Raw genomic sequence first — 26,369 nt, 5'->3', positions numbered from 1 at the left:
GCCGCTTGAAGAAGCTCTTCCGCATCCGGTCGGTGAGTTCGTCCAAGGCTCTTGGGACGACCTCGTGTCAGGCATCGGCGGCCGGGTGCTCGATGCCGCCGCACCCACCGCGGGTGAGGGTGCGGGTGGCGCGCATGTCGGCGAGCGGGTCGCCGTCGGCCAGGACGCACTGCGGCCTACCAGGCATGAGGCGATGCGGACCGCCGGCCGAACTCGGCGAAGATGTCGGCGAGGAAGGTCGACAGGTGCGTGAACTCGATCTGGTCGTGGAGCAGGAGTTCGTAGGCGAAGGCCCGCGCCCGGTCACGTGCCTCCGCGCTGTCAGGGGCCGGCGCGGGTGTCCGGTCGAGGAGGTAGCGGCTACGCAGCTCGAAGCCCTCGTCGGTCTTTCGCGCCAGGTGGATCATGTAGCCGCCACGGATGCGGGCGCAGGCGTGGGCTCGGTAACCAGCCGTGGTGAAACGGCCTGTGTCCAGGCCGAGTTCGGCGGGGTCCACGAACTCGACGGACAGCGCGAGGCGGGTGGGGCCGATGTATTCGACGATGTCGTGTGTGTTGCCGATGTAGCGTTCGGCGTCGCTCAGGCCCGGCCGGGTGAGTACGTCCTTGTTGCGCGGGACGGCCTCCACGTGGTTGTAGGGGTACCAGAGGGAGTACCGCTCGGGCTCCACGGAGTGCCACCAGAACCACCAGGTGAACATCTCCGGGGTGCATCCGGGAAAGCGGGTCAGGCTCGCGACGTAGGGGTGACCGGCGCGGGTGAGGCCGTATCCGGTCTCCACGGTGTGGTGGCCGGGGTCCAGCAGGGTGTTGAGGTCGGCGGGGTCCGAGGACAGCATGGCGTCGGGGTCCATGGGCGCCTTCAGGGACGGCAGGACGTCGTCGTGGAGCCACAGGTCGCCGTTGAAGTACTCGGCGTAGGGCTTGTTCTTGATCCGTTCGGCATTGCGGCGGAACAGGTCCTGGGTGGGGACCGGGTAGTACGTGACAGGCAGCATGGCCATTCCTTCCACTCGCGAGTGCGGCGCGGCGGCCCCGGGCGGCAGTGCCACAGCCCGCACCAGACTTTGCCGAGCGGCGCCGGTACGGAGGGGCGCCGGTCGCTACAGCGCCAACCGTGGGGCCGGTGTCCGGTGAGGAGCAGGTGGATCGAACCATACGTGCCGCTTCACGGGCAGGGACGCACTCCTCGCCGCAGTCCAGCCCGACCAGGGCAACGCGGCCCTCCGCAAGCTCCGTGAAGTGTTCACCCAGCTGTGCGACGTCGTCCTGGCCCACCCCGGCCGACCGGACGGGATCGACCGGCGGCGGGGCGCCCCGGCCATGCGCGCGGCGCAGTCGATCCTGGAGTGGCGAGTGTCCACTCCCCTGGCGGTGGCGCCGGACAACGACTGGAACACGCTCAGCCAGGGCCTGCGGACGCGGGGTCAGCCACCACCGCCCGTTACCACCCGTCTTGGTATCAGGTTTGGGACGCCAGCCCATGGCCCGGGATTTACGGCTCAATCTCCAGTTGCACCTCGTTGCTGCCTCCGCGGAGGCCGGACGTGAGGCAATCCGTGGGTAGTTCGCGGGGCAGGCCGGTGACGGTCCGCCGTACGGGATGCCCTTGGCCACGTCCCACGACGACCCGGCCTCGCTGGATCACGACCAGGACGCCTGCGAGACGGACGGTCGTGGCGCTGTCGTAGACGATCAGTGACCTGCTGCCGTCGGCATACTGGACGGCTTCCCTCCCGCTTCCGCCCGACACGGCGACGCAGGAGGCAGCTGGTGCGAACGAGTTGAAGGAGCCGGTGGCGGGGACGGTCCGGCCGTGGGCACCGCAGGTGTACGTGATGTCCGCGTGAACATGGGTCGGCCGGGGCAGGAGCGTGAGCGGCGGGTCGTAACGGCTCTCACTATGCCCGATGCAGCCGACGCTCCCCTCGCCCGTCGTGGCCTGACCGGCCGGTGCCCACACCAACGACGATCCAGCCAGCATCACGGACCCCAGGGCCACCGCGACACCACGCCTACCGAACATGTTCCCTCCAGCTACGTCCTTGCACCACCAACGGCACTTGACCTACCCAGGAGCGCATCCCATGCCCCGGCGTGTCGAAGCGCACGACCTGCGCACACAGCGCTCCATGCGCGGCCATGCGCGCCCGCACTCCCGCCGGACTCCATACGGTCGGCTGCGGCCGCATGGAACCTGGAACACGGCGGGTAGCAAGCGCCGGACGAGTCCTCGTCGAGCGGGAAACGAGCAAGAGGAGATTCACCAGTGGGCCGTACCACCGTTGCAGCCGCCACCGTCGCGAGAAGGCGCATCTTCGCCATGATGGACGCGGACGGGGATGGGGTCATCTCAGCCCACGACTACCTCTCCCGGGTCGACCGGACCGTCCAGGCCACGGGACGCTCGGAGGACGACCCGCTCGTCGTCGCCGCCCGCGGGCAAGCCCACAAGGCATGGGGGGCGATGGACGCGAACGGCGACGGGAAGCTGACGTTCGAGGAATACGACGCATGGGTCGGCGCCGACAAGTTCGACAACGTCTGCCGGTTCGCCCTGGGCGCACTGTTCGACCTCGCCGACGCCGACGGGGACGGCGTCCTGGACAAGGCCGAATTCACCATGCTGCGCACCGCGCTGAACAATGCGCCCGGAAACGCTGCTGCCGCGTTCAACGCATTGGACGCCGACGGAGACGGCCTGGTGGCTCGTGATGAGTACCTGGCGTCGATCCGCTCCTACGTCATCGGCGACGCCTCCCCTATGGGCGAGGCCCTGTATTAAGGAGACCGGGAACGAGCGGCGCCGGCGCGCGGCCGTCACGCGGACTGCACCAAGGCCCGGCAGTCCGCACACAGTCCGCAAGACACCCGCTCAAGACCGTCGCACCCCGTCGCCACCAATCGCCGAAAGGCCCGACGTCCGCAATCCGTGCCCCATCCAAACAGAGCCCCAGCGCACCGTCTTCCCCGGCTCGCACGTGGTACGGCGACTGCGATTCATGCGGACGGACACCACGGTGCGGCGCAGCTCGTGAGGGCCGCCTCCCTGGTGATGTGCGCGAAGCGTGCCATCAGGTCCTCGACAACGGCGGTTCGACTGGGCGTCGGTGCTTCGTTCCTCCGGTACCCGGCCCCTGCCTGGCTGCGGTCCTCCGGCCCGCCGGGGCATCCGAGGCGGCGGGTTCGCGTCCTTCGGTTCACACGTACTCGTAGTACCCGTCGGCTCCGCCGGTGAAGGGCATCGACGACGCAGCCGACGGGGGTCGGGGGGCCGCGGATCCGGTCAGGGGCGCGGGCAGGTGCGTGTGTGCGATCTGCTCGTAGGTCGCCAGGACGTTGAGGAACGTCTCCTGGTCCCACAGCGTCAGTCCGAGGACCGCGACGAAGACGGCGGTGATGTGCGTCGCGCCGACCGGGTCGGCGGCGTTGAGTCGCCATACCTCTGCCAGGTCGCCGCGGGCCCAACTGCGAACCGCCTCGGTGAGAGTGAACTCGTAGTGGGACGGCGCGGCCGAGGCGAGATCGTCCGCGAGCCGTACCAGGCGGCAGATTTCCAGTCTCCGGTCGGTGGCCTCGACGACGTTTATCGTGGACTGGAACAGTGCGCCCAGCACCCTGTAGGCGTCCGCCTGGCCGGTTTCGTTCAATGCGGTGAGGGCTTGCCCCACGGCGACGGTGTCGCGTGCCGCGTAGCCCCGCACCAGGGCCACGGCGGAGTCCCGGGGCACCCCGGTCGGTCGCTGTCCGTCATCGGTCATGACAGTCACCGTAGATGCCAGGCAGTGTGGGCTGAATCGGTCTCGGGTTGTGATGCGGATCGGGAGAAAGCCCTAGGTCCTGTCGTCAAACTCCCGCCGTTCGCCCGGAGGGCGGGTCGGGCGCCGGACGGCAGCGGGAGTTTGACGACAGGACCTAGGGCCACAGACATGCCGAAGGCAGTCAACGGGGCTCGGCCGCTCAAGCCGTCCGCGACGATGACGCCGTACCTGCGGAACAGGCGCCGCCCCGCTTCCGCCGGCGGTGCGGACCGCCGCAGCTGTACGGATGCCGCCGAGCCGGGCGGCATGTGGTGGGGCCTGCTCCCTCGCTCTCGCGGCCCGGTGGTTGCATACTCAACCAGAGTTCAACCATTGCTCGACCACCGTCCATGACGGCGCGAATCCGCGTCCGTGGAGCGCGCTCGGGGCTGAGGACCAACGGCCTAGCGCCCTGGGACACCGGCCGTAGGCACAGCGGAGGGTCGGTTTCGGGACCGTGGACCGAGGTGCGAGGCGGCGACGTCTTCCTAGGGTCGGGAACCAGGCGTCGCACGGTGCTCGATCGTGTAAGGACAGCGCAGCCCAGGCTGTTGTGTGCGACGCCTGCTGCGCGCGTTCTTGTTGTGGAGTTCCCCTCATGCCGGTGATGACGGCAGCCCTGGTGCTGCTCGCTTTCGTGACGCCTCTGGCCACGGACATGTATCTGCCTGCCTTCCCCGACATGACTGGGGCCCTGGGCACGGACGCCTCCGGTGTTCAGCTCACCCTCACCTCGTTCCTGATCGGCATGGGAGTGGGCCAGCTGATCCTCGGCCCGCTCTCGGACCGGTTCGGGCGACGCAAGCCGATCCTGATCGGCACCGCCGCCTGCGTCGTGGCCACCGCACTGTGCGCCCTCGCCCCCTCGCTGGGCTGGCTGGTCGCCCTGCGCTTCGTCCAGGGCTTCACCGGTGCCGCGGGTGTCGTCATCGGCCGGGCCGTGATCTCCGACGTCGCCACCGGCGAGAAGGCGGCCAAGCTACTGGGCGTGCTGATGTCGTTGCTGGGCGTGGCACCGGCCATCGCGCCAGTACTGGGCGGCATCGTGATCGACGCCGCCGGCTGGCGGGCGGTGTTCTGGAGCCTGGCCGCCACCACTCTGGTCGCCCTCGCCGGCGCGCTGGTCGCGGTGCCGGAAAGCCTGCCCGCCGAACGTCGCCAGACGGGAGGCGCCCAGGCAACGTTCCGGGCGGCCCGCGAGGTCCTGGCCAACCGCTCCTACCTGGGACACACCCTCTGCTTCGGGATGGCCCTGGCCGTGCTCTTCTGCTACCTGGGCGGAGCGTCCTTCCTCTTCCAGAACCTGCTCGGCCTGAGCGTGGGCCAGACCTCCGCCGCGTTCGCCTCCGTCGGCGCCGTCAGCGTCGTATCCGGCCTGGTCATCACCCGCCTCGTCGGCCGCTTCACCCCCCAGGCACTGATGCGGACCGGTCTTGCGGTGATGCCCGTCGGCTCCGCCACCCTGTGCGTGCTCGCCCTGACCGACCGACTGGGTCTGCCGGCAGTGCTGGGGCTGCTCTACCTCACCCTGGTCGGCATCAGCCTGGTCGCCATGAACGCGGCCGCACTCGCCCTGGAACAGGTTCCGCACGCCGCCGGAACCGGCTCCGCCCTCCTGGGCACCATCCAGAGCGTCCTCAGCGCCATCGCCGCCCCACTGGTGGGCCTCGGCGGCGAACACACCGCCCTCCCCATGTTCGCCGGCATGACCCTCTCGGCCGTCCTCGCCATCCTTGCTTTGAGCATGACGGGTTCCACCTCCGCTAGCACTGCCCCTGCCGCCCTCAACTGACCGTCCGCCAGGGCAGGTTGGTCGACCGTTGGACAGCAGGGCGATCAATGTTCCAGAACACGTCCCGATCCAGGCAAGGACGAGCGGGAGCGCACATGCGGGACTGCACACGCGGGAACACACATGCAGGAACGGAAGTACGGAAGCACGCAGTCTGCGGACTGCTGCTGCGGCAAGGGTTTCGCGGCGCTCGCGCGAATTGTTCGGCGCCACCGGAACAAGGCTCCCGTACACCTCAACTCTCCTATGACACACGGCATGTGACGACACGTGTGTGCAAAACCTCAGTCCTCACCGGTGTCCGGGACACCTCATGTCCAAGCTGTCGAGTTGGACGCAAAGCATCATTGTTGGGATCTGACTGATGTCCACCACGACCAATTCCTCCAGTGCCCCGGGCGGTGGCGCATCCTCCCGCCCCGCAGGCGCCGGCGCCGATCCCGGTGCGGCCAGGCACCGTCCCTCTGCCTCGCGCAGGGAAGACGTCCCCCTCCCCTCGCTCGGTCCCGTCGGATGGGCGCGTTGGTTCTGGCGCCAGCTGACCTCCATGCGGGTGGCGCTGATGCTGCTGTTCCTGCTCTCACTTGGCGCTATTCCCGGCTCGCTGATCCCACAGGTCGGCACCGACCCGGTCAAGGTCGACGAATTCAAGACCGCCCACGCGACCCTCGGCAGGATCTACGACACGTTGGGGATGTTCCACGTCTACAGCTCGGTGTGGTTCTCGGCGGTCTACCTGCTGCTGTTCGTCTCCCTCATCGGCTGCATCGTGCCGCGTGCCTGGCAGTTCGTCGAACAGTTCCGCCGGCGCACGCCGGCCGCGCCGCGTCGGATGACCCGGCTCCCCGCCTACACCACCTGGCGCACCGACGCCCACCCCGACGACGTTCTCGCCGCCGCCGAACGCATGCTCAAGAGGCGCTGCTTCCGTGCCCGCCGGGCCGGTAGCGCGGTCGCCGCCGAGAAGGGCTATCTGCGCGAGGCAGGCAACCTGGTCTTCCACCTTGCCCTGGTCGTGATACTGGTGGCAATCGCCGTCGGCAGTCTGGGGAAGTCCGAAGGCGGCAAGCTGATCCTCGAAGGCGACGGCTTCAGCAACAACCGTGCCCAGTACGACGACTTCGACTCCGGCGCGTTCTTCGACACCGACAGCATGAAGCCCTTCGGTTTCACCCTGCACAAGTTCGTCGCGGCCTACGAGCGTTCCGGCCCCCAGAAGGGCACCCCGCGGGTCTTCCGCGCCGACATCTCGTACTTCCTCGGAACGGGCGGCGCGGAGCACAGGGCATCGATCGAGGTGAACGAACCCCTCGACATGGCCGATGCCAAGGTCTACCTGATCTCGCACGGCTATGCGCCTACGGTCACCGTCAAGGACGGCCGCGGCAAGGTCGTCTATCGGGGCTCGGCGCCCTTCCTGCCGCAGGACGCGAAGAACTTCACCTCGACCGGCGTGGTCAAGGTGCCAGGCGCCAAGACCAGGGACGGCAGACCCAACCAGCTCGGATTCCAGGGCTTCTTCATCCCCACCTACGGCGGCGCGGGCTCCGGCACGATGCTCTCCCAGTTCCCGGCGCCGGACAATCCCCGCATGGTGCTCACGGCCTTCCATGGCGACCTCGGGCTGGGTTCCGGACTGCCGCAGAACGTGTACCAGCTGAAAATGAAGGGCCTGACCCCGTACAAGGCCCATGGTCGCGCTGCTGCCCAGATGTTGCGGCCCGGCGAAACGATGACGCTGCCCGGAGGCGACGGCAGCATCACCTTCGACGGCGTCAAGCCCTGGGCCGGCTTCCAGATCAGCCACAAACCGGGCAACGGTCTCGCCCTGACCGGCGGGCTCGCCGCGCTGTTCGGCGTGGCAGGCTCACTGCTCATCCAGCGGCGCCGGGTATGGGTCCGTGCGGAGCGGGGCGACGACGGCGCCACCGTCGTCGAGCTGGGCGGACTCGGCCGCAACGAAGCCGCCCGTGTCCCCCAGGAACTCGCCGACCTCGCCGGGGCGTTGGAGCCAGACGCACCTGTCCTTCCAGTTCCGGGTCGCTGAAGAAGGAGGTGGCAAGAATCCGGGCGAACCCTTCGGTGTGTGAGAGGAGAAGAGCCGCGACACCGTCGAGGGCCGGCTCTACCTTGCCACCGACATCGACATCCCCCTGCCGAGTCGGCGGCTGGGCCACCACCGGCCATCTGCGGACCGAACTGGTCGCCGACACCAGCACATGCCCTGTCCGGATGGATCGGGAGGGACAGATGGCAAGGATCCGGCCCTGCCCATAGCTTGCTCGACCCTTCCGGTGAGGGGCGATTCCGCAGGGGCCGGCTGGAAGGCGAGCGGCTACGTCGTCACACGGCCCAACGGCTCCCCGACCGAGGGAGCCACCCTCACCCGGCGCTTCAACACCCTCCTACGTCGGACCACACTCCGCTGTATCCGGTTCCACGGCCTCAGGCACTCGGCGGCCGCTCTCCTCCTGGAACAGGGCGCCGAACTCGGCGTGTTCAAGGAATTGTTGAGCCACGCCCACATCGGCGCCACCGCCGGCGTCTACGCCCACTCCTGCCGCATCGCCTACCGAATCAAATTTCCGAACAACGAAATTCAAGGACCCGCGAATATCCTGCGGCATGTCCGGCTTCGAAAATGCCCTGACCCCTTCCAGTCGGGAGAAAGAGGCCAGGGCATTTATCAAGCGGCCGGGATTTGAGACGGACGAAGCGTCAACGTGGGCTGTCGACCGGGGTCCGCAGCCAACACGAGAGCCCTCCGGACTTCGCCGATATGCTTTGCCGTTTCTTCGATCGTGAAACGGCCATCCGTAACGCGCGGAGGATTGACGTGACCGTAGGCGCCATGTGCAGTCATCTCCACACCCACCCCAAATGGATGAACACACAGGATTCTCACTTCAACAACGCTCCCGACGAGGCCGGAGCCGATCTCACCCCACTCCGGCACGGGAAGGTCATGGATATCCTGCCCCTCTACCATGGTGCCCACAGTTTTTCCCTTCCTATCGTCAGCCGATTGAATAGGTCAATTTTGGCATGAGGTATCTCCCATTCCTTTCCAGGGCCGCCCTCATAATCGAGACCTGTACCGAAATTCTTCTCGAAGTCTGAGCGATTGAAAGTGAACTTGGTATAGAAGTCTTCATGCGTACCGACCGAATAATCGGCATAGCCTTTGGAGACGACATCCTCCGAGCCCACATATGCTATGCCATTTCCTCCAGCGTGGCGGCTCGGGTGGAGCCCATTGGCAAGCTCATCTTCGCCGTTTCCCCGTTGCGCAGCCCGGTACACGTGGATCAAGTCATCTTCGCCGGTGCCGCAATTGTGCACCAGGAGCGGCGTAGCGCCGGCCAGTACGTAGTACGTGTGCGTGCCTGCGACGGTCAGGTCGCGTGTCTGTTGCTGCTTGTGGAAGTGACGGACTGCCGTGACCTTGGCCGTTGCGCCCTGGGGAGTGCGGAGTTGGGTGCCCGGTCGCAGGTCGCCGGCATTGATCCACTTCTTGTTGCCGACGGACCAGAAGGGGTGGGTGTCGGTGGCGATGATGCTGGATTCACCGGAGGGCGTCCTGATGGTGAGGTCGGTGAAGTTTTTGTCGTCCTTGGTGACGATGGTGGCGACGACGGGGCGGGCTGTGGTCTTGCCGGTTTCGGGGTCGGTGGCTATGACCTTGTCGCCGGTTCGGATGTCCTCGATGCGTCTACGCCCACCGTCGGCGAGGGCGACTTCAGTGCCGGGGAGGAAGCTATGGCAAGGTCTGGCCCTTCCCGCGATGGCGCCTTCAGCTCCGCCAGTGGGGAAGCTACCGCCGTCTGCTCCACCCGTGATGACGCCGGCAATGGCTTCTGCGCAGACCGGCAGTGCAGCTAGGCATTCCGGTACCGCAAGGCTCGCCATCGGCGCGAGGATCACGCCGCCGGACACGGCACTCAAGGTGAAAATTGCGGCCTTTTGCCAGGGGGACAGCGGGCCGCGATCGACGTTCATGTTCTGCGGATAGCTGCCGGCAAGGAGTTTGGGGGCGGTTCCCTCCGTGGGGGTATTGGAGGAACGCCCGCTTGCGGAGCAGCCGGGGTTGGTGCCCATGGCGTAGACGCACGACGGGGTTTCGTTCCGGACAACTGGTCCGTTGAAGGGCGTGTGGCAGTACGGCTGGATGCAGGATCCTGGCCCCGGGATGTAGTTCCTTGACCCCGAGAGGCGCATGCCGCCGTATCTGTTCTGGACGACGCCGTAGCCGAGGCCGTTGTCGCCGGCGAACATCTTGCCGCTGGGGTCGCTGAAGGTGGTGGGGTTGTTGTTGCTGTACGTGTAGCCGTTGATCTGCTGGGGGTCGGTCAGGTCCAGGACGGGGTCGACGGTGAGGAAGCGGCCGGTGTCGGGGTCGTATTCGCGGGCGCCGAGGTGGGTGAGGCCGGTGTCCGTGGTGTCGTTGGTGCCGCCGACGAAGCCTTTGGTGCCGGGCCAGGTATCGGGTTGGGTGCCGCGTGGGCCACCGAAGGGGAGGGTGCGGCGTTGGGTGAGGGTCTGGTTGGTGGTGCTGAGGGCGAGTTGGCCGGTGCCTTGGTGGTCGGCGAGGGTGAGGGTGTAGGTGCCGTCGTTGGTCAGGACGGCCTGGTTGCCGCCGCCCAGGGGGATGTAGCGGGTGGCCTTGGGGGTGTCGGAGCCCTTGTCGAGGGTGACTTCGGTGTGGTCGCCGAGGGTGAGGGTGGTTTTGGTGTCGGTGCGGGTGATCAGGCGGTTGCCGTCGGCGTCGTAGACGTAGCTGGTGGTTTTGGTGCCCTTGTCTCCGTTGGGTTCGGTGACGTTGGTCAGGTGGCCTTCGGGGTCCCAGGTGAGGGTTTGTCTGTCGCCGTGCAGGGTGCGGGTGGTGGTGTTGCCGGTGGGGTCGTAGGTGTAGGTGGAAGTGCTGGTGCCGGTAGGGGCGATGGTGTCGACGGCGGTGAGGGTGTGGGGCTGGGGGGTGCCTGGCTTGGGGTAGGTGTAGGCGCTCTTGGTGTCCTTGGCGGCATCACCGGTGGGGTCGTGCTGGGTGAGGGAGGTGCGGTTGCCGGCGAGGTCGTAGCGGTAGGACTGCCAGTAGGGGGCGGGGCCTGAGAGGAGGTTGCCGGCGGGGGTGGTGGCGCAGGTCTTGTCGGACTGGGTCCAGGCTTCGTTGAGGCGACGCAGGTGGTCGTAGGTGAAGCACTGGGTGTCGGTGCCGGAGCGGGAGGCGTCGGAGAGGGCGGTGATGTTGCCGGCGGGGTCGTAGGTGTAGGTGGCGGACTTGTCTACGCCAGCGATGTCCTGGCGGTCGACGCGGGAGTTGGCAAGGCGCCGGGTGCCCCACTCGTAGGTGTTGGTGACCTGGGTGGGTTTGCCGGTGCTGGTGCCGATCCGGTAGGTGAGGGGCTGCCCGACGAGGTTGTAGGTGGCGTCGGAGCGGATGCCGTCGCCGAAGACCGACGTCACACGCATCGTGTCGTCGGCGTAGGAGTAGTTCCAGCCCTTGCCGAGGAGGTTGCCTACCTGCGACATGCTGCGGGCCATGGGCAGGCCGTTGGAGTAGTAGGCAGTGGTGGCCTCGTAGGTGCCGGCGAGCTTGCCTTCGGAGTCGGGGAGGACGACGGAGGTGCGCTGGGGCCGGTAGACGGGGTCGTACTGGGTGATCTTTGTGGTGTAGGGCTTGCCGTCGATGTAGCGGGTTGCTTCGGCGAGTTGGCCCTTGGATTTCGCAACGGTGTCGTAGACCCACCTGGCGCGCAGTGGGCCGTCGGCGGTCTTGTCGTGGAGTTCGGTCTTGCGGCCGAGGCCGTCGTGGACGGTGGCGAGGACGGCGCCGTTGGTGTCCTCGGTGGTGGTCAGCTGGTTGCGGTCGTCGTAGGTGCTCTTCAGGACGCCCCTGTCGGGGTCCTTGGCCTCGATCTGGTTGCCGCGCTGGTCGTAGGTGTAGCTCCAGCTGTTGCCGGCCGGGTCGGTGACCTGGGCGAGCTTGCCTGCCGGGGTGTAGGTGTAGCGGGTGGCGTCGACGGGGGCGGCTGCGTCGCGGGTGTGGTGTTGGAGGAGTTGGGTGGTCTGGCCGCGGGCGTCGGTGACGGTGGTGGCGGCGGTGGCGCCTTCGGGCGGGATGACGGTGGTGCGGTCGCCGCCGTAGGTGGTGCGGGTGACGGCGAGGGCCTTGCCGCCCTCACCGTTGCCGGCGACCTGGCGGGATTCGGTTTCGCGGCCCAGCCCGTCGTAGGTCTTCCAGGTCTGGGACTCCACACCCAGCGCGTCGGCGGGCTTGAAGATCTCCCGGGCCGGTGCACCGGTGCTGTAGTACGGCGCGAACGTCCTTGAGGCCAGGCCGCGTTCGTCGTAGAACGTGTCGCTGATCAGGCGTCCGGCATCGGGGCCGGGAGCCTGGGTCTGGCGGGCTCGCAGGTAGCCGTCGTAGAGCGTGTAGGAAATGGTCTGGCTGCCGCCTTGCGGGTTGAGGGTGCGGCTCGCGACCGCGGCGGGCTTCCCCTCCTCGACGTAGTAGTCGAACTGGTAGTTGGGAAGCAGGGTGGTCATCCTGCGGTCGGGCAGCCAGACCTTGGTGGAGCGCCCCAGGGCGTCATACGCCAGGACGGTGCGTTTGCCGTTGGTGTCGATGGTGGCGGTGGGTTGGCCGCGTAGCGGGTCGAGTTCGGTGGTGGTGGTCTGGGCGGTGGTGGCGTCCTGCGGGTCGGCGGGGGGTGTGGTGGTGACTGTCTGGGTGGGGAAGCCGGTGGTGGGGGTGTAGGTGGTGGTTGTGGTGCGGCCGTCAGTACGGGGGGCGCGGGTGGGGGCGCTGTCGCCGATGGCGGTGACGTTGGCCGTGAGGTCGGTGACTTTTTGCGGGCGGCCGTAGCTGTCGTAGGTGGTGCCGGATTCGAGGTAGGTGGCGGTGGTGCCGTCGTGGGTCTTGAGGGTGGCCACCGCGGTGGTGTCGCCCTTGGTGGGGGCTGCTCCGTAGGCGCCGTTGTCGTAGGCGGTGCGGACGTCGGAGAGGACGTCCTTGGCGCGGTCGGGGCTGCTGCCGCATTCGGTGGCGACGGTCTCGACGCGGGCGGGGAGGGTGAGGATGTTCTTGTCGGTGTTGGTGGCGTAGGTGGTGCGGGTGCAGCGGTCGTCGTCGGTGGTGGCGTCGTCACCACGGTCGCTGACCTCGGTGACGCGTCCGGCGACGGTGTCGTAGGTGGAGGCGGCGGTGGTGGTGCGCCACTTGGCGCCGGCGCCGTCGTCGAGGGAGGTGAAGGCGCGGGTGCTGGCGGTGCCGGTGAAGTTGGCGGTGACGGTGCCCCAGTCACGGACCTTCTCGGCCGTCTCGTGATGCCACGGGCGGCTGAGGGTTTTGGCCAGGACCTTCCCGCCGGGAGCGGAGTAGGTGACGGTCTTGTACGCGAAGCCGGCCGCGGAGGCGTCGTCGGTCAGCGGCTCGCCCTCGCCGTCGGGCAGGGCGACGCTGACGGACTTCGTGCCGCCGCTCGTGCTCTTGCGGTCACCGTCCATGCCGCGCAGGAAGTAGGTGTCTGCTTGGGTCTTCATGGCGTCGGCGGCGGTGCCCTGGCCGCCTGTCTGGACACGGACCTGTCCGTAGCCGCGCCACTGGGACCAGGTCTTGAACTTCTCCTTGGTCAGGCCGTCGTCATCGTCGTAGTGCCAGGCGGCATCGCCGAGATAGGTGTAGCGGGTGACCTGGTCCGGGGCGCCGCCGGTGCGGTCGGTGGTGGTGACCGAGGTGACCACGTACTTGTTGAACCAGGACTGCTCCATGTCGTCGCTGGAGCTGCCGCCGATGTACTGCGGGAAGCAGCGGGTGGTGTTGGACTCGGGGGCGGGGAGGCTGCTGAAGGAGCAGGCGGGGGCGGAGTAGTTGACGCTGATCTGACCGCCGTATTCGTCGGCGATGTCGGACAGGCGGTCCTTGACGTAGGGGGCGTAGCCGTCGCCGGTCCTGTCCAGGCGGTTGGCCAGCTGGGTGTAGGCGAAGGTGGTCTTCGGCAGGGTGATCGGGATGGCGGCGGTGCGGCCGGTGTGCTGGATGGATTCCAGCTCCAGCTGGTAGTCGACGTCGGCCTTGCCCCAGCGGTGGGACAACGCCCACGAGTCGACGGGCGTGAGGGCGCCGTCCTTGAGGACCTCGGTCGTCACCCCGGTCAGGCGCTTGCGGGTCCAGAAGGTGGGCGAGAAGCGGCCCTTGTCACAGGTGGTTCCGGAGGCGCAGTTCAGGTCCCAGGGCGTGTCGTACCAGTAGAAGCTCTTGGCGTCGATGGTGTCGGCGGCGCAGGTCACGCCGGACTCGGGCAGGCAGCGTTCGGCGCTGGTGAAGGAGACCTGGGCCAGTGGCTTGCCCGCATACAGGTCGCTGGCGCTACGGCCGTATTCGATGCGCTTGAGGTAGCCGCCGCGGGTGTAGGGGGTGCCGTTGTCCTTGTCCAGGTCGCGGCCGTAGGTGTTGGTTTCCTTGTCGTAGTAGTAGGCGATCGCGTTGCCGTGCACGTCGACGACGTAGTCGAGGTTCCAGCGCCATGCCTGCTGGCACCAGGAGTCCTTGAACGCGGACTTGTTGCAGGGCTCACCGCTGTTGTTTCCGAAGACCGGGACGGTCCAGGTGGAGTCGGTGGTCTCCTTTCCCGCGGCCCAGCCAGGCAGCTTGTGGTAGCCGAAGTGGAAACGGGTACCGGCGGGGTCGGTCAGCTCCCAGTACTCGTTGTCGTTGTCCCCGTTGTCACGGTCGGCCGAGGTCAGGTGCCTGATCCGGGTGCCGTCGTCGGCCTGGAGCTTCCACTGGTCCTTGCCCGCCGGGACAAGCTCGCCGGCCTTACCGTTGAAGGAGAGGAAAGCGTTGTCGTAGGCCCAGCACAGATCGCCCGGCTTGTTGCCGTCGGCGTGCTTCTCCCCATCCTCGGAGCAGGGCTTGTAGCGCCGCTCGATGAAACCGGGCCACAGCTCGAAACCGTCGCCGGCCCAGGAACCCTGGTTGTTGGTGCCGCCGGTACGCCCGTCGATGGCGCCGGAGGAGTAAGACAGGCCCACCTTCGGCTTCAGACCGCCGGGGACTTCCGGGACCGGCATGTCGTAGGACCAGGTGAACGAACCGGTGTTGAGGCTGGTGTTCCACGTAGCAGAGGGGGCGAGACTGGTGGCCTTGTAGTCGCCCTTGACCCCCTTGTCGTCGCCGACTGCGGCGAGCACGGTCGGCGCGCCTACCCGCATCGGGACCGATGCGGCAGTGAGGGTCTGCTTCTCGGTGTTGTTCTGTGTCGGGAGCGGGGTGGCCTTGCGGCAGGCAGCCTTCTCGGGGGTCGTTGTCGCGCAGGCCGGCAGTTCCACCAGGCGCAGGCGTGAGGCGTAGCCGCCGCCGAAAGCACCCGCGAAATCGGCGTAGTCGAGCTTCACCTGCACCGGAGTGGAGCGAGTGGGAAGCGCAGCTGACTTCCCGGCGGGCTGGAGGGTGAACAGCATGCCGTCGACGCCGGCCTGGCGGGCTTGCTGTTGGTCAAGAACGCGTACGTCGACCGCATCCGGCATCGCCCCGTTGCCCGCTGCCCTGCCGGTGGCCGCGGCGGCAGGACGCTGCTGCGTGGGCGCGAGCGTGACGGGAACAGCTGCATCCTGGTCGGCAGGCCGGTTCTTCGGTGGCGAACCGGGCTTGGCCAGGTGGAGGGTCGCGTGGCCGGCCTGGGGCCATGTGCTTCTGGGCCGCTCTTGTGGGGTCCTCGGCCCTGCCGAGGGTTTGCGGGGCTTGACGTGCAGACCGTCGGCACCTGGAACGGGCTTGCCTGGATCCGGGCGGCCGACAGCCGCCCTCGCCACTTCCGGCTGTGCCGGGGACAGTCCGGTCAGCAGGGAGCCGGCCAGCACTGCCGAGAGTCCCAGGGCGAATCGACGCCGCAGCCGTCTGTGCCTGGAGAAGAAGAGCTTCCCGTTCAATGTCCGTTCCCACCCCTGGTCATCGCAAGGCATACGGATGCCTGTGCGGCAGCGTTGCAAGCCAATTCCGGTCGGAGGTGGTGTGCGGAGCCCGGCTCCGCACACCACCGTGAGTCAGGCCGCGTCCGGCACGTCAGGTACCTCGGTCGGCAGGTCACTCCAGGCTCCGGCCATGTGGGCGACCTGCTTCTCGCTCAGTGCGCCCTGGAACGTCCAGACATCGTCGATCGCACCGGGCCAGTAGTCGCCGAAGGACCCAGGGCCCTTGGCGCGTCCGAGCTGCAATGACTTCAGCGCCTGGAAGGTGATGATGTTCTCCGCCCAGGGCACCGCTTCCCTGCACCCGGTTTCGTCCGGTTGTCCGTCACCATTGGTGTCGAGGCAGGCAACCTCGCCGAGTTGCCCGTTGACGTAGATGCGTGCCTGTTTGGCGAACCCGTCGTAGACGACGGCGATGTGGTTCCAGTCCGTAACGCTGTTGAAGTTCTGCGCGTGCAAGGCACGGTCGATTCCGCTGCCGGCCGCGTCCGACTTGAACGCCGCCACATCCCAGAGCCCCTCGCCGGGCCAACCCTTGGGGTAGGGATCGAAACCTGCGCCGAAGCTGCTGACGTTGGCGCCCTCCGCACTGATCAGTGCGGCCGGTCGGGACGGCACCGCCGCCGCCCGTACCCACGCCGTCACCGTGAAACTGGCGCTGGTGTCGATGGGCACGGCGCTGGAGGCGTAGTCCTGCTGCGCCCCGGCGAGCACGAGGCCGCCCGCGCCCATGAAGCCGCCGCCCGGCACCTGCTTGGCGCCGCTGCCCAGCGTCATGACCGGGCCACCGGCAACGGAGTTGGCGCCCGGGGCGTCCGCCTGGTCGAACTGCCAGCGGCTGGTGAGCACCGGACGCTGCCGGAAGAGCTGGTGGACCTCGCCCTCGGACACCGGCCGGTCGAAGAGCCGCACATCGTCGACCTGACCGGCCAGGTAGTCCGTATAGGACCCGCGGTACAGGGCGCGGCCGATCTGCACCGCGCCTGTGGCGTCCCAGACTTGGCCGGCCGCCACGGTGCCTTGCAGGATGCCGTTGACGTACAGGCTGACGGTGCCCTCGACGGTGTCGTGGACGGCGGCCAGGTGGGTCCAGGCGCCGATGGCCGCCTTCTGTCTGGATGCCACTCGTTGGGTGGTCAGGTCGCCGTCGGCGGTGTCCTTGGTGGCCAGGCGTACGCTCCACACGCCGGTCGGGGCCTCGTAGGAGAGGTAGCAGGCGCTGAGGAAGCTGCCGTCCTGGGCGAGGACGGTCTGGTTGCGGGTGGTGTCGGTGACGCGGGCCCAGGCGGTGACCGCGTAGGAGCGGTCGGTGGGCAGGTGCGGGGCGTCGGCCGAGGCGTAGCCGTCCTTGCCGTCCAGGGACAGTGCCCGGCCCGCCACCCCTGCCTGGCCCGTCGTGGCGCCACCGTGGAGGGCGGCGGGCAGGACGTCGCCCTGACCGGTGATCTGTTGGGCGCCGGCGCCCTCGTCGAGGGGGAAGACGGCACGGGCGGGCCGTCCCGGGCCGCGCAGGCGCTGCTTGCCGTACAGCTGAGTGACCTCCGCGGCGCTCAACGGCCGGTCGAATATCTGAAGTTCGTCTATGGCGCCGGGGAAAAAGGCGTCCGGCTTGCCGTCGTAGGAGCCCGCGCCCAGCTGCAGGCCGCGACGGGCGTTCCAAGCAGTGGCGTACGGGGTTTGACCGGCGAGTTTTCCGTTGACGTAGAGCCGCAGCACCTTGGCGGCATCGTCGTACATCCCCACCAGGTGCGTCCACTGGTTGGCCGTGACGCCGCCGGGCTGGTCGGCCATGGCACGGGCGATGTCGGCGTCCGGGCTGTCGGCCGTGTACTGGTTGAACACCCAGCGTTGGAGATCGGCGGAGTAGTACAGCTCGAAGCCCGGGCGGTTGTTGCCCGGCTGGGTAGCGATGATCGCCGGGTGGGTGGGCACCTCGCTGGGCTTGACCCAGGCAGAGACCGCGAAGCTGCGGGAGGTGTCCACGACCGGAATGCCGGTGGCCGCGTAGCCGTCCGTGCCGTTGAAGGACAGCGCCGAGCCCACCACGCCGTCCGTGCCTGGCGTGGCACCGCCGTGCAGGGTGGCGGTTCGCGCCGGGGTGGTGCCCTTGCCTTCGCCGGCGCCGGCGGCCTCGTCGAACTGCCAGGTGGCGCGCTCGGGTTGACCCGCCTTGACCCGGAACTGGTAGGTGCGAACCTCGCTGGCGTTGCCGGCGGCGTCAAATGCCTGGGCGGTGACGAAGTTGACCCCGGGCTTGTCCGGCAGGACGTTGAGGGACTTCGCGGCGCCGCCGCTGGTGGTCACCTCATTGCGGGCGGTGGGGTCGTTGTTGATGCCGTAGCGGTAGCGGGTGACGTCCGTGGACGCCGACTTCACCGCGAAGCTGCCGTACTGGCCCACCCCGTCGTACCACGGGTCGTCGGGATTCTCCGGATCCGAGGCCGGATAGGCGCCCGAGGAGACGGTGGGAGCGGCAGGCACGGCCGTGTCGTACACGAAGTAGCAGGCTTCCGCCGCCCCGGTGAACGACCACGGCGAGTACTGCGCGCCGTCGGAGACGCGGACCGCCCAGCTCACGGTCTGGTTCGCCGGGATCGACGCCGGCAGGGCGATGGAGAAGCCCGACCCGGACCTCTTCGCCGTCGACAGCGCGGGCTGCCACCGTGGGATCATCCCCTTGCCGTCGCCGGTGTCCCAACTGGCCTGGAACTGCACGCGGATGTCGTCGCCGTCGGGATCGGTGATGTTGTTGGCGTAGAGCTTGCCGCGGGTGCGAATGCGCGCAGGTGTGGCCCACGGGTGACAGGTGCCGCCGTACTCCATCACCAGCTGCGACGGCTTGACCTGCGGTGGCGGCCGGTTGTACGTCACCCGCAGGAACGCCTTGTCGGAGAACCGCTTCCAGCCGTAGCCGTCGCTCTCATCCTCCGCCCGCAGACCGAACGTCAGCGTCGGCCACCCGCTGTCCGCAGCCTCCTGCACCGCGGCCTGCACACCGAACTCGGCATCCTTGGCCGCACACCCCTCATAGCCGTAGGCGAAGTCGCCGGTGTCGAGATGCTTCTGCCAGAACCCGGCGGCGTTCTGTGAGTTCCAGGTGGTGTCGGAGTCGATGGGCCTGGTGCGCCACAGTTCGACCTTCCGCGTGCTGCACGACGCGGACCAGGTGTTGCGGACGACGAACTCGGCCTTGAGGATCGACTTCCCGGCGAACGCGGAGGTCGGGATCTGGTAGAAGAGCCGCTTGGTGTCGTTGGGCCTGCAGTAGTTCCAGTTGCAGTACCCCAGCCCCGCGTCCGGATCGCCGTTGAACTTCCACTGCGGCGACGACGCCCAGTACTTCGACGCCATCGTCCACGACGTCGCGCGCGGGGTGGACCACTGCGGGTCGATGAAGACCGGGTAGACGGTGTCCTTGCCCTTGAGCACATCGGCGTCCGGCTTGAGGACCACCTGGCCCTGTCCCGCCGATACCTCCACTCCCACCGGCGCGAGCTTGCCCGACTCACCGGCCGACGGCTCACTCGGAGTACCACCGTCACCGACCGCGGACGCCCTTGAGCCACTACGTTTCACGGACTTTCGAGCCTGCGGCGCTCGCGCGGCAGAGGAGCCGGCCCCGGGGCTGGAGTCCCACATCAGCGGCGTGGGCGCCTCGAACACCGCGGAATCAGTGTTGTGCTCGACAGCCTCCAGCCCGCCCGCCGACGTCTTCTTGACATCCATCTGCGCAGTCGACAATTTCAAGTTCAGCTGCGCCAGATCCGAACTCGCTGCCGCTTGAGCCGACTTGACGACCAGCAACTGGGTGAAGCCGTCCGCCTGCGCGCCCATCCGCAAGTCCACATCCGGCAGCACATCCGGATAAGTCGCCACCGCCCCGTCCACCATCGGAGCCGGCAGCTTCCCCGGCCACGACAACGCCAGTTCCCGCCCCGCACGCCGCATCCGCACCAGCGGACCGTCCCCACCACCCGAGAAAGCCAGCCCGACGGACGCGACCTTCGGCGCCACCGTGCCGTCGTCCCGCTTGGCCAGATCCGTATCGATGTCCTGCCAGCGCCCACCGACCCGGGCGCGCACCGGACGCAGGTACTGGCGCGCCTGAAGTTTCCCCTCGGCGGTGGCCACCACATCCACCGACTCACCGCGCAGCGAGGCCACTTCGACCTCCCGGCCGGTGCGCCTTGCCTGCTCCAGCGCGGCGTCCTCGGTAGGCGCCGGAGGCAGCTCGTCGGCTGTCGTGGACGTGGTCGACCCACGGGGCGCCTGGGCGGATGCGGCGGGAGCCGCCGGCCCGGACAACAACCCGGCCGTCAACCAACCCGCCACACCGACCGATAACCACCGGTAGATACGTCTTCGCCCCACCGAGACAGACGCCATGACCTTCTTCCCCCGCCCACAAAGATGAAAATTCTCTGAAGAAGTTGTGCGCGAGAACGTACGAGAGAGCGACCTCGCTTGGGTAGACCAGACAATCGCCATCTACATGATGAAACCGTCATTTCGGATCACGAAGGAACGTGATCCGCATCACCATGACGCAGGGTTGTACGCGTTCAGGACGTAATCGAGGCGCAATCTCGATGGCGTGGACCTACAGGGGATCGGTACGGCCTTTCAGCCACTCTTTCCTCAGACGACGAAGACGACATCTGAAGTCCTTGACCAAGGAACCACCACCCACGCGCACCGGCCTCCACCACTTCCCCCACGGCGTCCGGGCGGAGCCAGTCGCGTCTTCGTTGGAGGCAGGTGTGCTCAGCGATCCGACCTCGCGGCGACTGGGGCGGCGGGCCACCGAAGCGACGGGCGAGGATAACGGCGCGGGATTACGACAGACGATTGCCGAACATGCAGCCGTCCAGCACATCGAACCGCTCGCACGAGCGAAGGCTCGTGGCGTGATGCGGGCCGCGCCGCCACCGCCACCGCCACCGCCATCGAAGATCACGAACGATCTCGACAACCACGAGAACCCGGTAGAGGTATCGACCAACGCCCGGCACCACTCGCCGGGCTACACCATGGCGCGGTACGGCAGGCGTCGCGCCGAGGAAGCCAAGAAGCCGGCTGCCTCCAATGCCAGCCGACTCGGCCTGTCATCCCTGGTCTGACCTGGGAAATCTCTGGGCCGTTGGTCACGCGGTTGGTCACGCCACTGCCCAGAAATGACGAAAGCCCCTAGTGAGGGGCTATTCGCTCTGGTGTCCGAGGGGGGCTTGAACGATACGCACATGCCGGTGATGCGGGGTGAATTGCGGCTGCCGTAGGGGAATCAAGGCCAGAGCGAAGGCCCGCAGGCCCTCGAACGCCTGCAGAGCGACCGGCAAGACGCCCCTACAGCGTTACGCCCCAGCTCGCGGGAGCTGGGGCCCGTTCACGGGTTCTTCTTCTTGCGCATCTTCCCAAATACCGCCTTTACAGCGTCTGCTGCCCGCTCAATGAAGTCCTGGAGCCTCAGCAGGCGTCCCTCCACCGTGTCGCGTACCGAAAGCCACAGCGCCAGACGCCGCATCCACCATGGCAACTGCCCCAGGGGGATGAACGTCAGCGCGTCCCGGATGGCGTTTTCAGCCACGCCACCGAGCCCTTCCGCACGCAGCACGGCATAGATCCCCGGGCTGAGCGTGGTGTATAGGCGAGCCATGTCGCCTGCGGCTACGAACCCCAGCTCGCGCACCTTGGGATCCGGTGAACGCATCGCGCGTTCCACCCGAGGCGCGATCACGGCGACGTCATCGCCGTGCAGTACCAATCCGATGACGGCGGTCCCCACATGTCTCTCGCCTCGGTCGAAGGCGGCGTCGATCTCGGCCGGATCACGGATGTCGATCACCCCGTCCCCGGTCTCCCAGTCCGGCTCATTCGGCACGTCGGTGCCCCTCCCAACATGGTCAGTCACAGGAAGGCGGCAGTACCCGCTGCTTCTTGGTGTTGTTGATCATCCCAGCCCTCTTCAGCTTAGTGAGGTCTCCTTCCGTCACGGTGCGGGAGGGATACTGCGACTGCACATGACCGTGGTAGAGCTCGGTGACACTGCCGTCCTTGTTCTCGATCTCCCTTTGGCGGTCCAGAACCACGATCTCATTGTTCACGTGGTCGACCCCGAGTCGGCGCGGGGCACTGGGGTTCTCGGGATTGAGCGAGATGGATCGGTCAAGCGCCGCTTGGCCGTCCGATGGTGCCCGTGAGATCTCCCGCCCTCCCGAAGAGCCGGCCGAAGCACCGTGCTTCTTGTAGTCCTTGTCGTCGTAGATGCGGGTGATCTTCTTCGCCAGGCCCAGTGGGTCCAGCCACCGCAGAGGGTTGTCGACGTAGGCGTGGTGGTTGGGGGCTGGTTCCAGTCCAAGCGGGTCGGGCGAGAGGTAGCGGGCGGAGTCGGGGTCGTAGTAGCGGGCGAGGTTGTAGTGCAGACCAGTCTCGGCGTCGAAGAACTGGCCCGGGAACCGCAGGGGACAGTCCAGGCCGTGCAGGCTCGTTCCGTGGGTCGTGGAGTGGCCCCAGAGGGTGGCGGACGCGCGCCATGCGATCTCGCCGCTGAGGGTGACCAGCTCACGCGGGGTCCCGATCAGGTCGGTGACGATGGCGTGGAAGCGGCGGTTGACTTCCGATTGCGGAAGCTCGTCCTTGGTCTCCCACACCCTGTCGAGTTGGGTGGCGGCCCGGTGCGTGCCGGGGTCCCAGTCCCAGGTCCGGGACGATGCCTGGTTCGGAACCACGGTGAGCTGTTCCGCCAGGTTGACGCCGTCCCAACTGAAGAACACCCGCTCCGTGACGTCGCCGTCCCGGTCCGTGCGGGTCTTGCTCACCCGGCGGCCGAGGGCGTCGTAGCCGTAGGACCAGGTCGCTCCGTCCGGAGTGACTGCCCGGATGAGCCGGTCCTCGGCGTCCCAGGCGTACTGCCAGTCCCGTTCCTGTCCGGAGAGGGTGCGTCGCGTTGCCCGTACGAGGCGTCCCTGGGCGTCGTGCTGGTAGGTCGTACGTCCGGCGGCGCGCACCAGGGTGCCGGTGTGCTCGCGTGTGCCCTGCGCGGCGTCGTCCGCGGCGGGGTATGCCGCCTGGGTCAGGTTTCCCAGGCTGTCGTAGGCGTAGGACTCCGTCCAGGTCGCTGCGCGTAGGGCGGTGACCCGGCCGGCTGCGTCGAGCGAGAAGCTTCGGGTGCCGTCCAGGTGGTCGACGATCTCGGTGGGCAGGCCGTCCGCGCGGTAGGTGTAGGAGCGGGCCTGGACCTTGCGATGTTCCGGGGATGCACCGCTGTCCGCGGTGGCGGGCTCCAGAGCCCAGATGGCCTGGCCGGCGAGCTGGTGTGCGCTGTCCCAGCTCTGGGTGAGGGCGGCGGCGGTGCCGAAGAAGCGGGTGGTCTCGCGCCCGGCGGCGTCGTAGCGGAAGGTCAGGTTGCCGCCCAGGGTGGCCAGCGTAGCCGGCAGCCCGGCCGCATCGTACGTCCACTCCGATGCGGCGCCGGTCGGCGTCACCCGGCGGGTCCGGCGGCCTGCCGCGTCGTAGGTGTTGGTCAGGACGCGACCGTCGATGCTTTCCGTCAGCGGCCGTCCCAGGACGTCGTAGGTGTACTCCAGCACGCAGTCCGGTGTGGTGGCGCGGATCAGCCGAGCCGCGCGGTCGTACGCGTAGGTGGTGGTCGCCCCGTCACCGGTGGTGCTGCTGACCACTCGGCCGACCGCGTCGCGGAGGTACCGCACGCTCTGGCCGGCCCCGTTGACCCGCTCGGTCAGGCGTCCGGCGGCGTCGCTGCCATAGCGCAGGGTGCGGTTGTTGAAGTCGGTCTCAGTGGTCAGGCAGCCCGTCTCGTCGTAGGTGTACGACCAGGTGAGGCCGGCGGGGTTGGTCACGGCGACCAGACGCAGTTCGCTGTCGTGGTCGAAGAGGTAGCGGGAACCGTCGGGGTCGATCCGCTGGCTGGGCATGTCGAACGCACCATAGGAGTAGGCGGTCGTTCCGCCCGCCGGATCGCGGTGCGCGGTGAGGTTGCCCTCCGGGTCGTACTCCCACTCCTCACGCGCCCCGTCGGCGGCGACCCGCCACACCAAGTCGCCACCCGTCGTCCAACCCTGCCGCACGGTCCCGCCGACCGCGTCGGTGGCGGTGACCACCCGCCCCCACGCATCCCGTTCCAGGCTGACGGTGCCGCCGCCGGAAGTGGTGATCCGCAGCGGCAGACCGGCGGCGTTCGGCTGGTAGCACGTGGTGGCGCCCAGAGCGTCGGTCCGGGACACGCGGCGGCCCTGCTCGTCGTAGGCAAACCTGGTCACCGCGCCGGCGGGATCGGTGGAGTCGGTGAGGTTGCCCCGGGCGTCGTAGGCGTACCTCCACACCGTTCCGTCGCGGTTCTCCACCCGTACGGGCAGCCGCAGCTCGTTGTAGTCGATCGACACAGCCGTGCCGTCCGGCCAGTCGATGCGCAACGGCTCACCGTGCGCATCGCGGGTGTAGTGGGTGGTGTTGCCCAACTCGTCGGTGTGCGAGGTGAGGCGGCCATACGGGTCGTAGGTGGTGTGGACACTGTTCCCCGCTGGGTTCACCGTGCGCACCACGTGATCGTGCTGGTCGTAGTGGTATGCGGTGCGCTGTCCCAGGCTGTCGGTGACAGTGGTGATCCGCTGCATCGTGTCGTAGCTGAATGTCGCGGAGAGCCGGTTGTCGGGACCGATGCCCGCTGATACGCGCCCGGTCTGCGGGTCGTATACGTAGGTGTAGCTGTAGCCATTGCGGTCGGTCCACGACGTGATCCGGTCGGCGGAGTCGTAGGCGTAGACCAGCGGTCGGCCTGAGGCGTTGATGACATCCGTGAGCCGGCCGTGGACATCGTAGGCGTACGTCATGAGGGTCGTGCCCTGCAGGGCGTGGGTACCGTCAAGGAGCCGCAGGGCCTCGACGCGTATGCCTGCTGGGGTGTGCACGATGTCGACGGCGACGCGGTAGCCGCCGCTGTGCTCGATGCCGGTCGGGAAACCTTCGTCATCATGGAGGCAGCTGATGCGGTGCCCGTTGCGGTCGGTCAGCGCGCTCAGCGGCCGCACCACGTCTCCGTCCGGGGCGGCCTCGAAGTGCCGTGTCCAGCCGGTCTCCGGGTCCTCGATCCGGATGGCGTCGCTCACCTCGTCCCAGAACAGCGGCCATCGGGCACCGTGCTCGGGAAACACGGGCTCGTCCGACGTCGCCGGACGCGGGTAGTGCAGGATCTGGGCGTCGTCCCCGGCGTAACGAATACCGCGGGCGTCAACCTCCACCCGTACATCGAGCGTCGACGACCAGCCGGGACCGAAGAGCCTGCCGGCCTGGTAGCCGGAGGCGTAGGAGCGGCGCAGCACCAAGGGCAGCAGGCCCGGCAGGTCCAGGTCGGTCTTCGTGGTGATCATCTGGCCGGACACCACGTCCACGGGGTCGCCGCCGGTCCGGCAGCTGCCGTTTCCTTCCGAAGCCTGGCCGGGACGGCTGGGACCGCCCGCCGAGGATCCACCACCGGACCGGCCACCACTCGACGGCCGGCCGCCGCCGCTTGTGCCATGGGGCGCACGCGGCATGTCTTCCTTACGGCCCTTGAGGAGCTTGTCGAGTTCGGCGGCGTGCTTGGCGTCGTTCTCGGCGTGGTTGGTGGCGACCTTCTTCAGCCGGCCCCCGGCATCGTGGTACAGGTCCTGGACGGCCTTGCTCGCGTCCTTGGCAAGGGTCTTGCCCAGTTTCTCCGCACCGTGCTCCAGCGCCTTGACGATCCGGTTGCTCACTCGAAGCTCACCCCCGCAGCCTTCGACTCGAACTCAGCGGCATGCGACGCCACCGTCCGCGCATGCCCGCGCAACACCTCGGCGCGCTTGTGCAGCTCCTCCGGATGGATGGAGAAACTCGCCCCCGCACCACCCCCGCCCCCGCTGCTGGAGACACCGAGTGCGGACTCAGCAGCCTGGAAGACCATGCCGCTCACCGCCTTGCCGACCACCTCCACCAACGGATTGATCGCCGCCTCGACGACCTGGCCGATGATGTACTGCTCCAACTGCTGCTCAAGGAAGTTGACCAGCTTCCTGCCCGCCGCGATCACCAGCGCCTCGGCCGCCTCCGCGATCCCCAGCGTCGCCACCGCGGCAGCCTGATCGGCAACGAACGTGATGGCCAGCACGATCAGCTCACCGATCGCCTCGACCTTCATCGCCACGATCGTCTCCGCCGCGATATCCAGCGCTGTGGCCACCGTGTGGCAGGCATTGACCAGCTCCGTCATGTGCCCGTCGGACAGCTGCCCCCACTTGGCCAGCAACGCCTCGTACGACGCCCCCTGATACACCTCGGCCAACTGGTGGATCGTCGAGGTCGAGTCCTTGTGAGTCTCATCCAGCTTCTGCGCGAAATCCCGCACATGGGACGCGAACTCGCGGACCTTGTCCTCATTGACGCTCGGCCAGTTCACCCCGATGAACTGAAGGAACGTCACCACCTCATCCGGCAGCTCAATCGCCATACGGAATCCCCCCTGCCACTTACATCCCCCTTGGTGGAACGCGCCGACTACAGGGCATCAGACTTGCATCAAGAGATAGGAATGAGCAGTTAATGAGATGCCATATATAGCGTCATCGACGGACCAAACGGCGAACGCTCGTCGACAGAATGCGGGTGCCGTTGCTGGCCGAGCATAGGGGGCACTGAATGCGCCAGCGACTCCTTCTCTGCGCCGTCCTGTCGCGAGGCATTGAGTACACCCTGGGTCGAGCAGGCGTTCCCTGACAGCGGCCGCGTCCCTGGACGGGCCGCAGTCCGTTCAGTACGACGCGAGCGCGAGCCTCGAG

Annotated in this window: 13 protein-coding genes and 1 pseudogene; 5 read left to right on the top strand and 9 right to left on the bottom strand. The window is 67.8% G+C overall.

Going from position 1 to position 26,369, the window contains the following annotated elements:
* Nucleotides 1–176: 176 nt before the first annotated feature.
* Both K2224_RS37865 and K2224_RS37860 read right to left on the bottom strand, forming a co-directional pair.
* Complete coding sequence (locus K2224_RS37865; protein WP_221911613.1) at nucleotides 177–998, bottom strand: DAPG hydrolase family protein; 822 nt, start codon at nucleotides 996–998, stop codon at nucleotides 177–179.
* Between the two features lie 497 nt (nucleotides 999–1,495).
* Complete coding sequence (locus K2224_RS37860; RefSeq protein ID WP_221911612.1) at nucleotides 1,496–2,026, bottom strand: hypothetical protein; 531 nt, start codon at nucleotides 2,024–2,026, stop codon at nucleotides 1,496–1,498.
* Between the two features lie 243 nt (nucleotides 2,027–2,269).
* Here K2224_RS37860 and K2224_RS37855 point away from each other — a divergent pair, with 243 nt between their 5' ends.
* Nucleotides 2,270–2,785, top strand: a complete 516-nt coding sequence (locus K2224_RS37855; protein ID WP_260693766.1) for an EF-hand domain-containing protein — start codon at nucleotides 2,270–2,272, stop codon at nucleotides 2,783–2,785.
* Between the two features lie 109 nt (nucleotides 2,786–2,894).
* Here K2224_RS37855 and K2224_RS41200 read toward each other — a convergent pair.
* Both K2224_RS41200 and K2224_RS37850 read right to left on the bottom strand, forming a co-directional pair.
* Nucleotides 2,895–3,046, bottom strand: a pseudogene (locus K2224_RS41200) (radical SAM protein); the annotation flags it as partial.
* Nucleotides 3,047–3,200: 154 nt separating this feature from the next.
* Nucleotides 3,201–3,761 carry a hypothetical protein gene (locus tag K2224_RS37850; protein ID WP_221911611.1) on the bottom strand — a complete coding sequence of 187 codons (561 nt, stop codon included), beginning with the start codon at nucleotides 3,759–3,761 and terminating at the stop codon, nucleotides 3,201–3,203.
* Between the two features lie 637 nt (nucleotides 3,762–4,398).
* On the opposite strand from K2224_RS37850, the gene K2224_RS37845 reads away from it, so the two are divergent.
* The 3 genes from K2224_RS37845 (at nucleotide 4,399) to K2224_RS41515 (ending at nucleotide 8,297) form a co-directional block, all read left to right on the top strand.
* Entirely contained in the window at nucleotides 4,399–5,592 is a 1,194-nt protein-coding gene (locus tag K2224_RS37845) for a multidrug effflux MFS transporter (protein ID WP_221911610.1), read from the top strand.
* 364 nt (nucleotides 5,593–5,956) lie between these two features.
* Nucleotides 5,957–7,639, top strand: coding sequence for a cytochrome c biogenesis protein ResB (locus K2224_RS37840; RefSeq protein ID WP_221911609.1), 1,683 nt, complete (start codon nucleotides 5,957–5,959; stop codon nucleotides 7,637–7,639).
* Nucleotides 7,640–7,886: 247 nt separating this feature from the next.
* On the top strand, nucleotides 7,887–8,297 hold the full coding sequence (locus tag K2224_RS41515; protein WP_313904828.1) for a tyrosine-type recombinase/integrase: 411 nt from the start codon (nucleotides 7,887–7,889) through the stop codon (nucleotides 8,295–8,297).
* Between the two features lie 277 nt (nucleotides 8,298–8,574).
* Here the strand turns inward: K2224_RS41515 and K2224_RS37830 are convergent, their stop codons facing one another.
* Together K2224_RS37830 and K2224_RS37825 are read right to left on the bottom strand one after the other, a co-directional pair.
* Nucleotides 8,575–15,120, bottom strand: a complete 6,546-nt coding sequence (locus K2224_RS37830; RefSeq protein ID WP_260693763.1) for a polymorphic toxin-type HINT domain-containing protein — start codon at nucleotides 15,118–15,120, stop codon at nucleotides 8,575–8,577.
* Nucleotides 15,121–15,636: 516 nt separating this feature from the next.
* Nucleotides 15,637–19,947, bottom strand: a complete 4,311-nt coding sequence (locus K2224_RS37825; protein ID WP_221911606.1) for a LamG domain-containing protein — start codon at nucleotides 19,945–19,947, stop codon at nucleotides 15,637–15,639.
* Between the two features lie 374 nt (nucleotides 19,948–20,321).
* On the opposite strand from K2224_RS37825, the gene K2224_RS37820 reads away from it, so the two are divergent.
* Nucleotides 20,322–20,681, top strand: coding sequence for a hypothetical protein (locus K2224_RS37820; protein WP_221911605.1), 360 nt, complete (start codon nucleotides 20,322–20,324; stop codon nucleotides 20,679–20,681).
* 263 nt (nucleotides 20,682–20,944) lie between these two features.
* Here K2224_RS37820 and K2224_RS37815 read toward each other — a convergent pair whose 3' ends face one another.
* The 3 genes from K2224_RS37815 to K2224_RS37805 are packed head-to-tail and all read right to left on the bottom strand — an operon-like array spanning nucleotide 20,945 to nucleotide 26,041.
* Nucleotides 20,945–21,439, bottom strand: coding sequence for a hypothetical protein (locus tag K2224_RS37815; RefSeq protein WP_221911604.1), 495 nt, complete (start codon nucleotides 21,437–21,439; stop codon nucleotides 20,945–20,947).
* Between the two features lie 22 nt (nucleotides 21,440–21,461).
* The gene (locus K2224_RS37810; RefSeq protein ID WP_221911603.1) at nucleotides 21,462–25,310 is read right to left on the bottom strand and encodes a DUF6531 domain-containing protein; all 3,849 of its coding nucleotides are present in this window, start codon (nucleotides 25,308–25,310) and stop codon (nucleotides 21,462–21,464) included.
* Nucleotides 25,307–26,041, bottom strand: a complete 735-nt coding sequence (locus K2224_RS37805) for a WXG100 family type VII secretion target (protein ID WP_221911602.1) — start codon at nucleotides 26,039–26,041, stop codon at nucleotides 25,307–25,309. Before K2224_RS37805 ends, K2224_RS37810 begins: the two co-directional genes overlap by 4 nt.
* Between the last annotated feature and the right edge of the window lie 328 nt (nucleotides 26,042–26,369).

It is taken from the genome of Streptomyces sp. BHT-5-2 (assembly GCF_019774615.1).
Lineage (GTDB): Bacteria > Actinomycetota > Actinomycetes > Streptomycetales > Streptomycetaceae > Streptomyces.
Note: the sequence above shows the minus strand (reverse complement) of the source record. Positions and strands in the feature narration are given on the sequence as shown.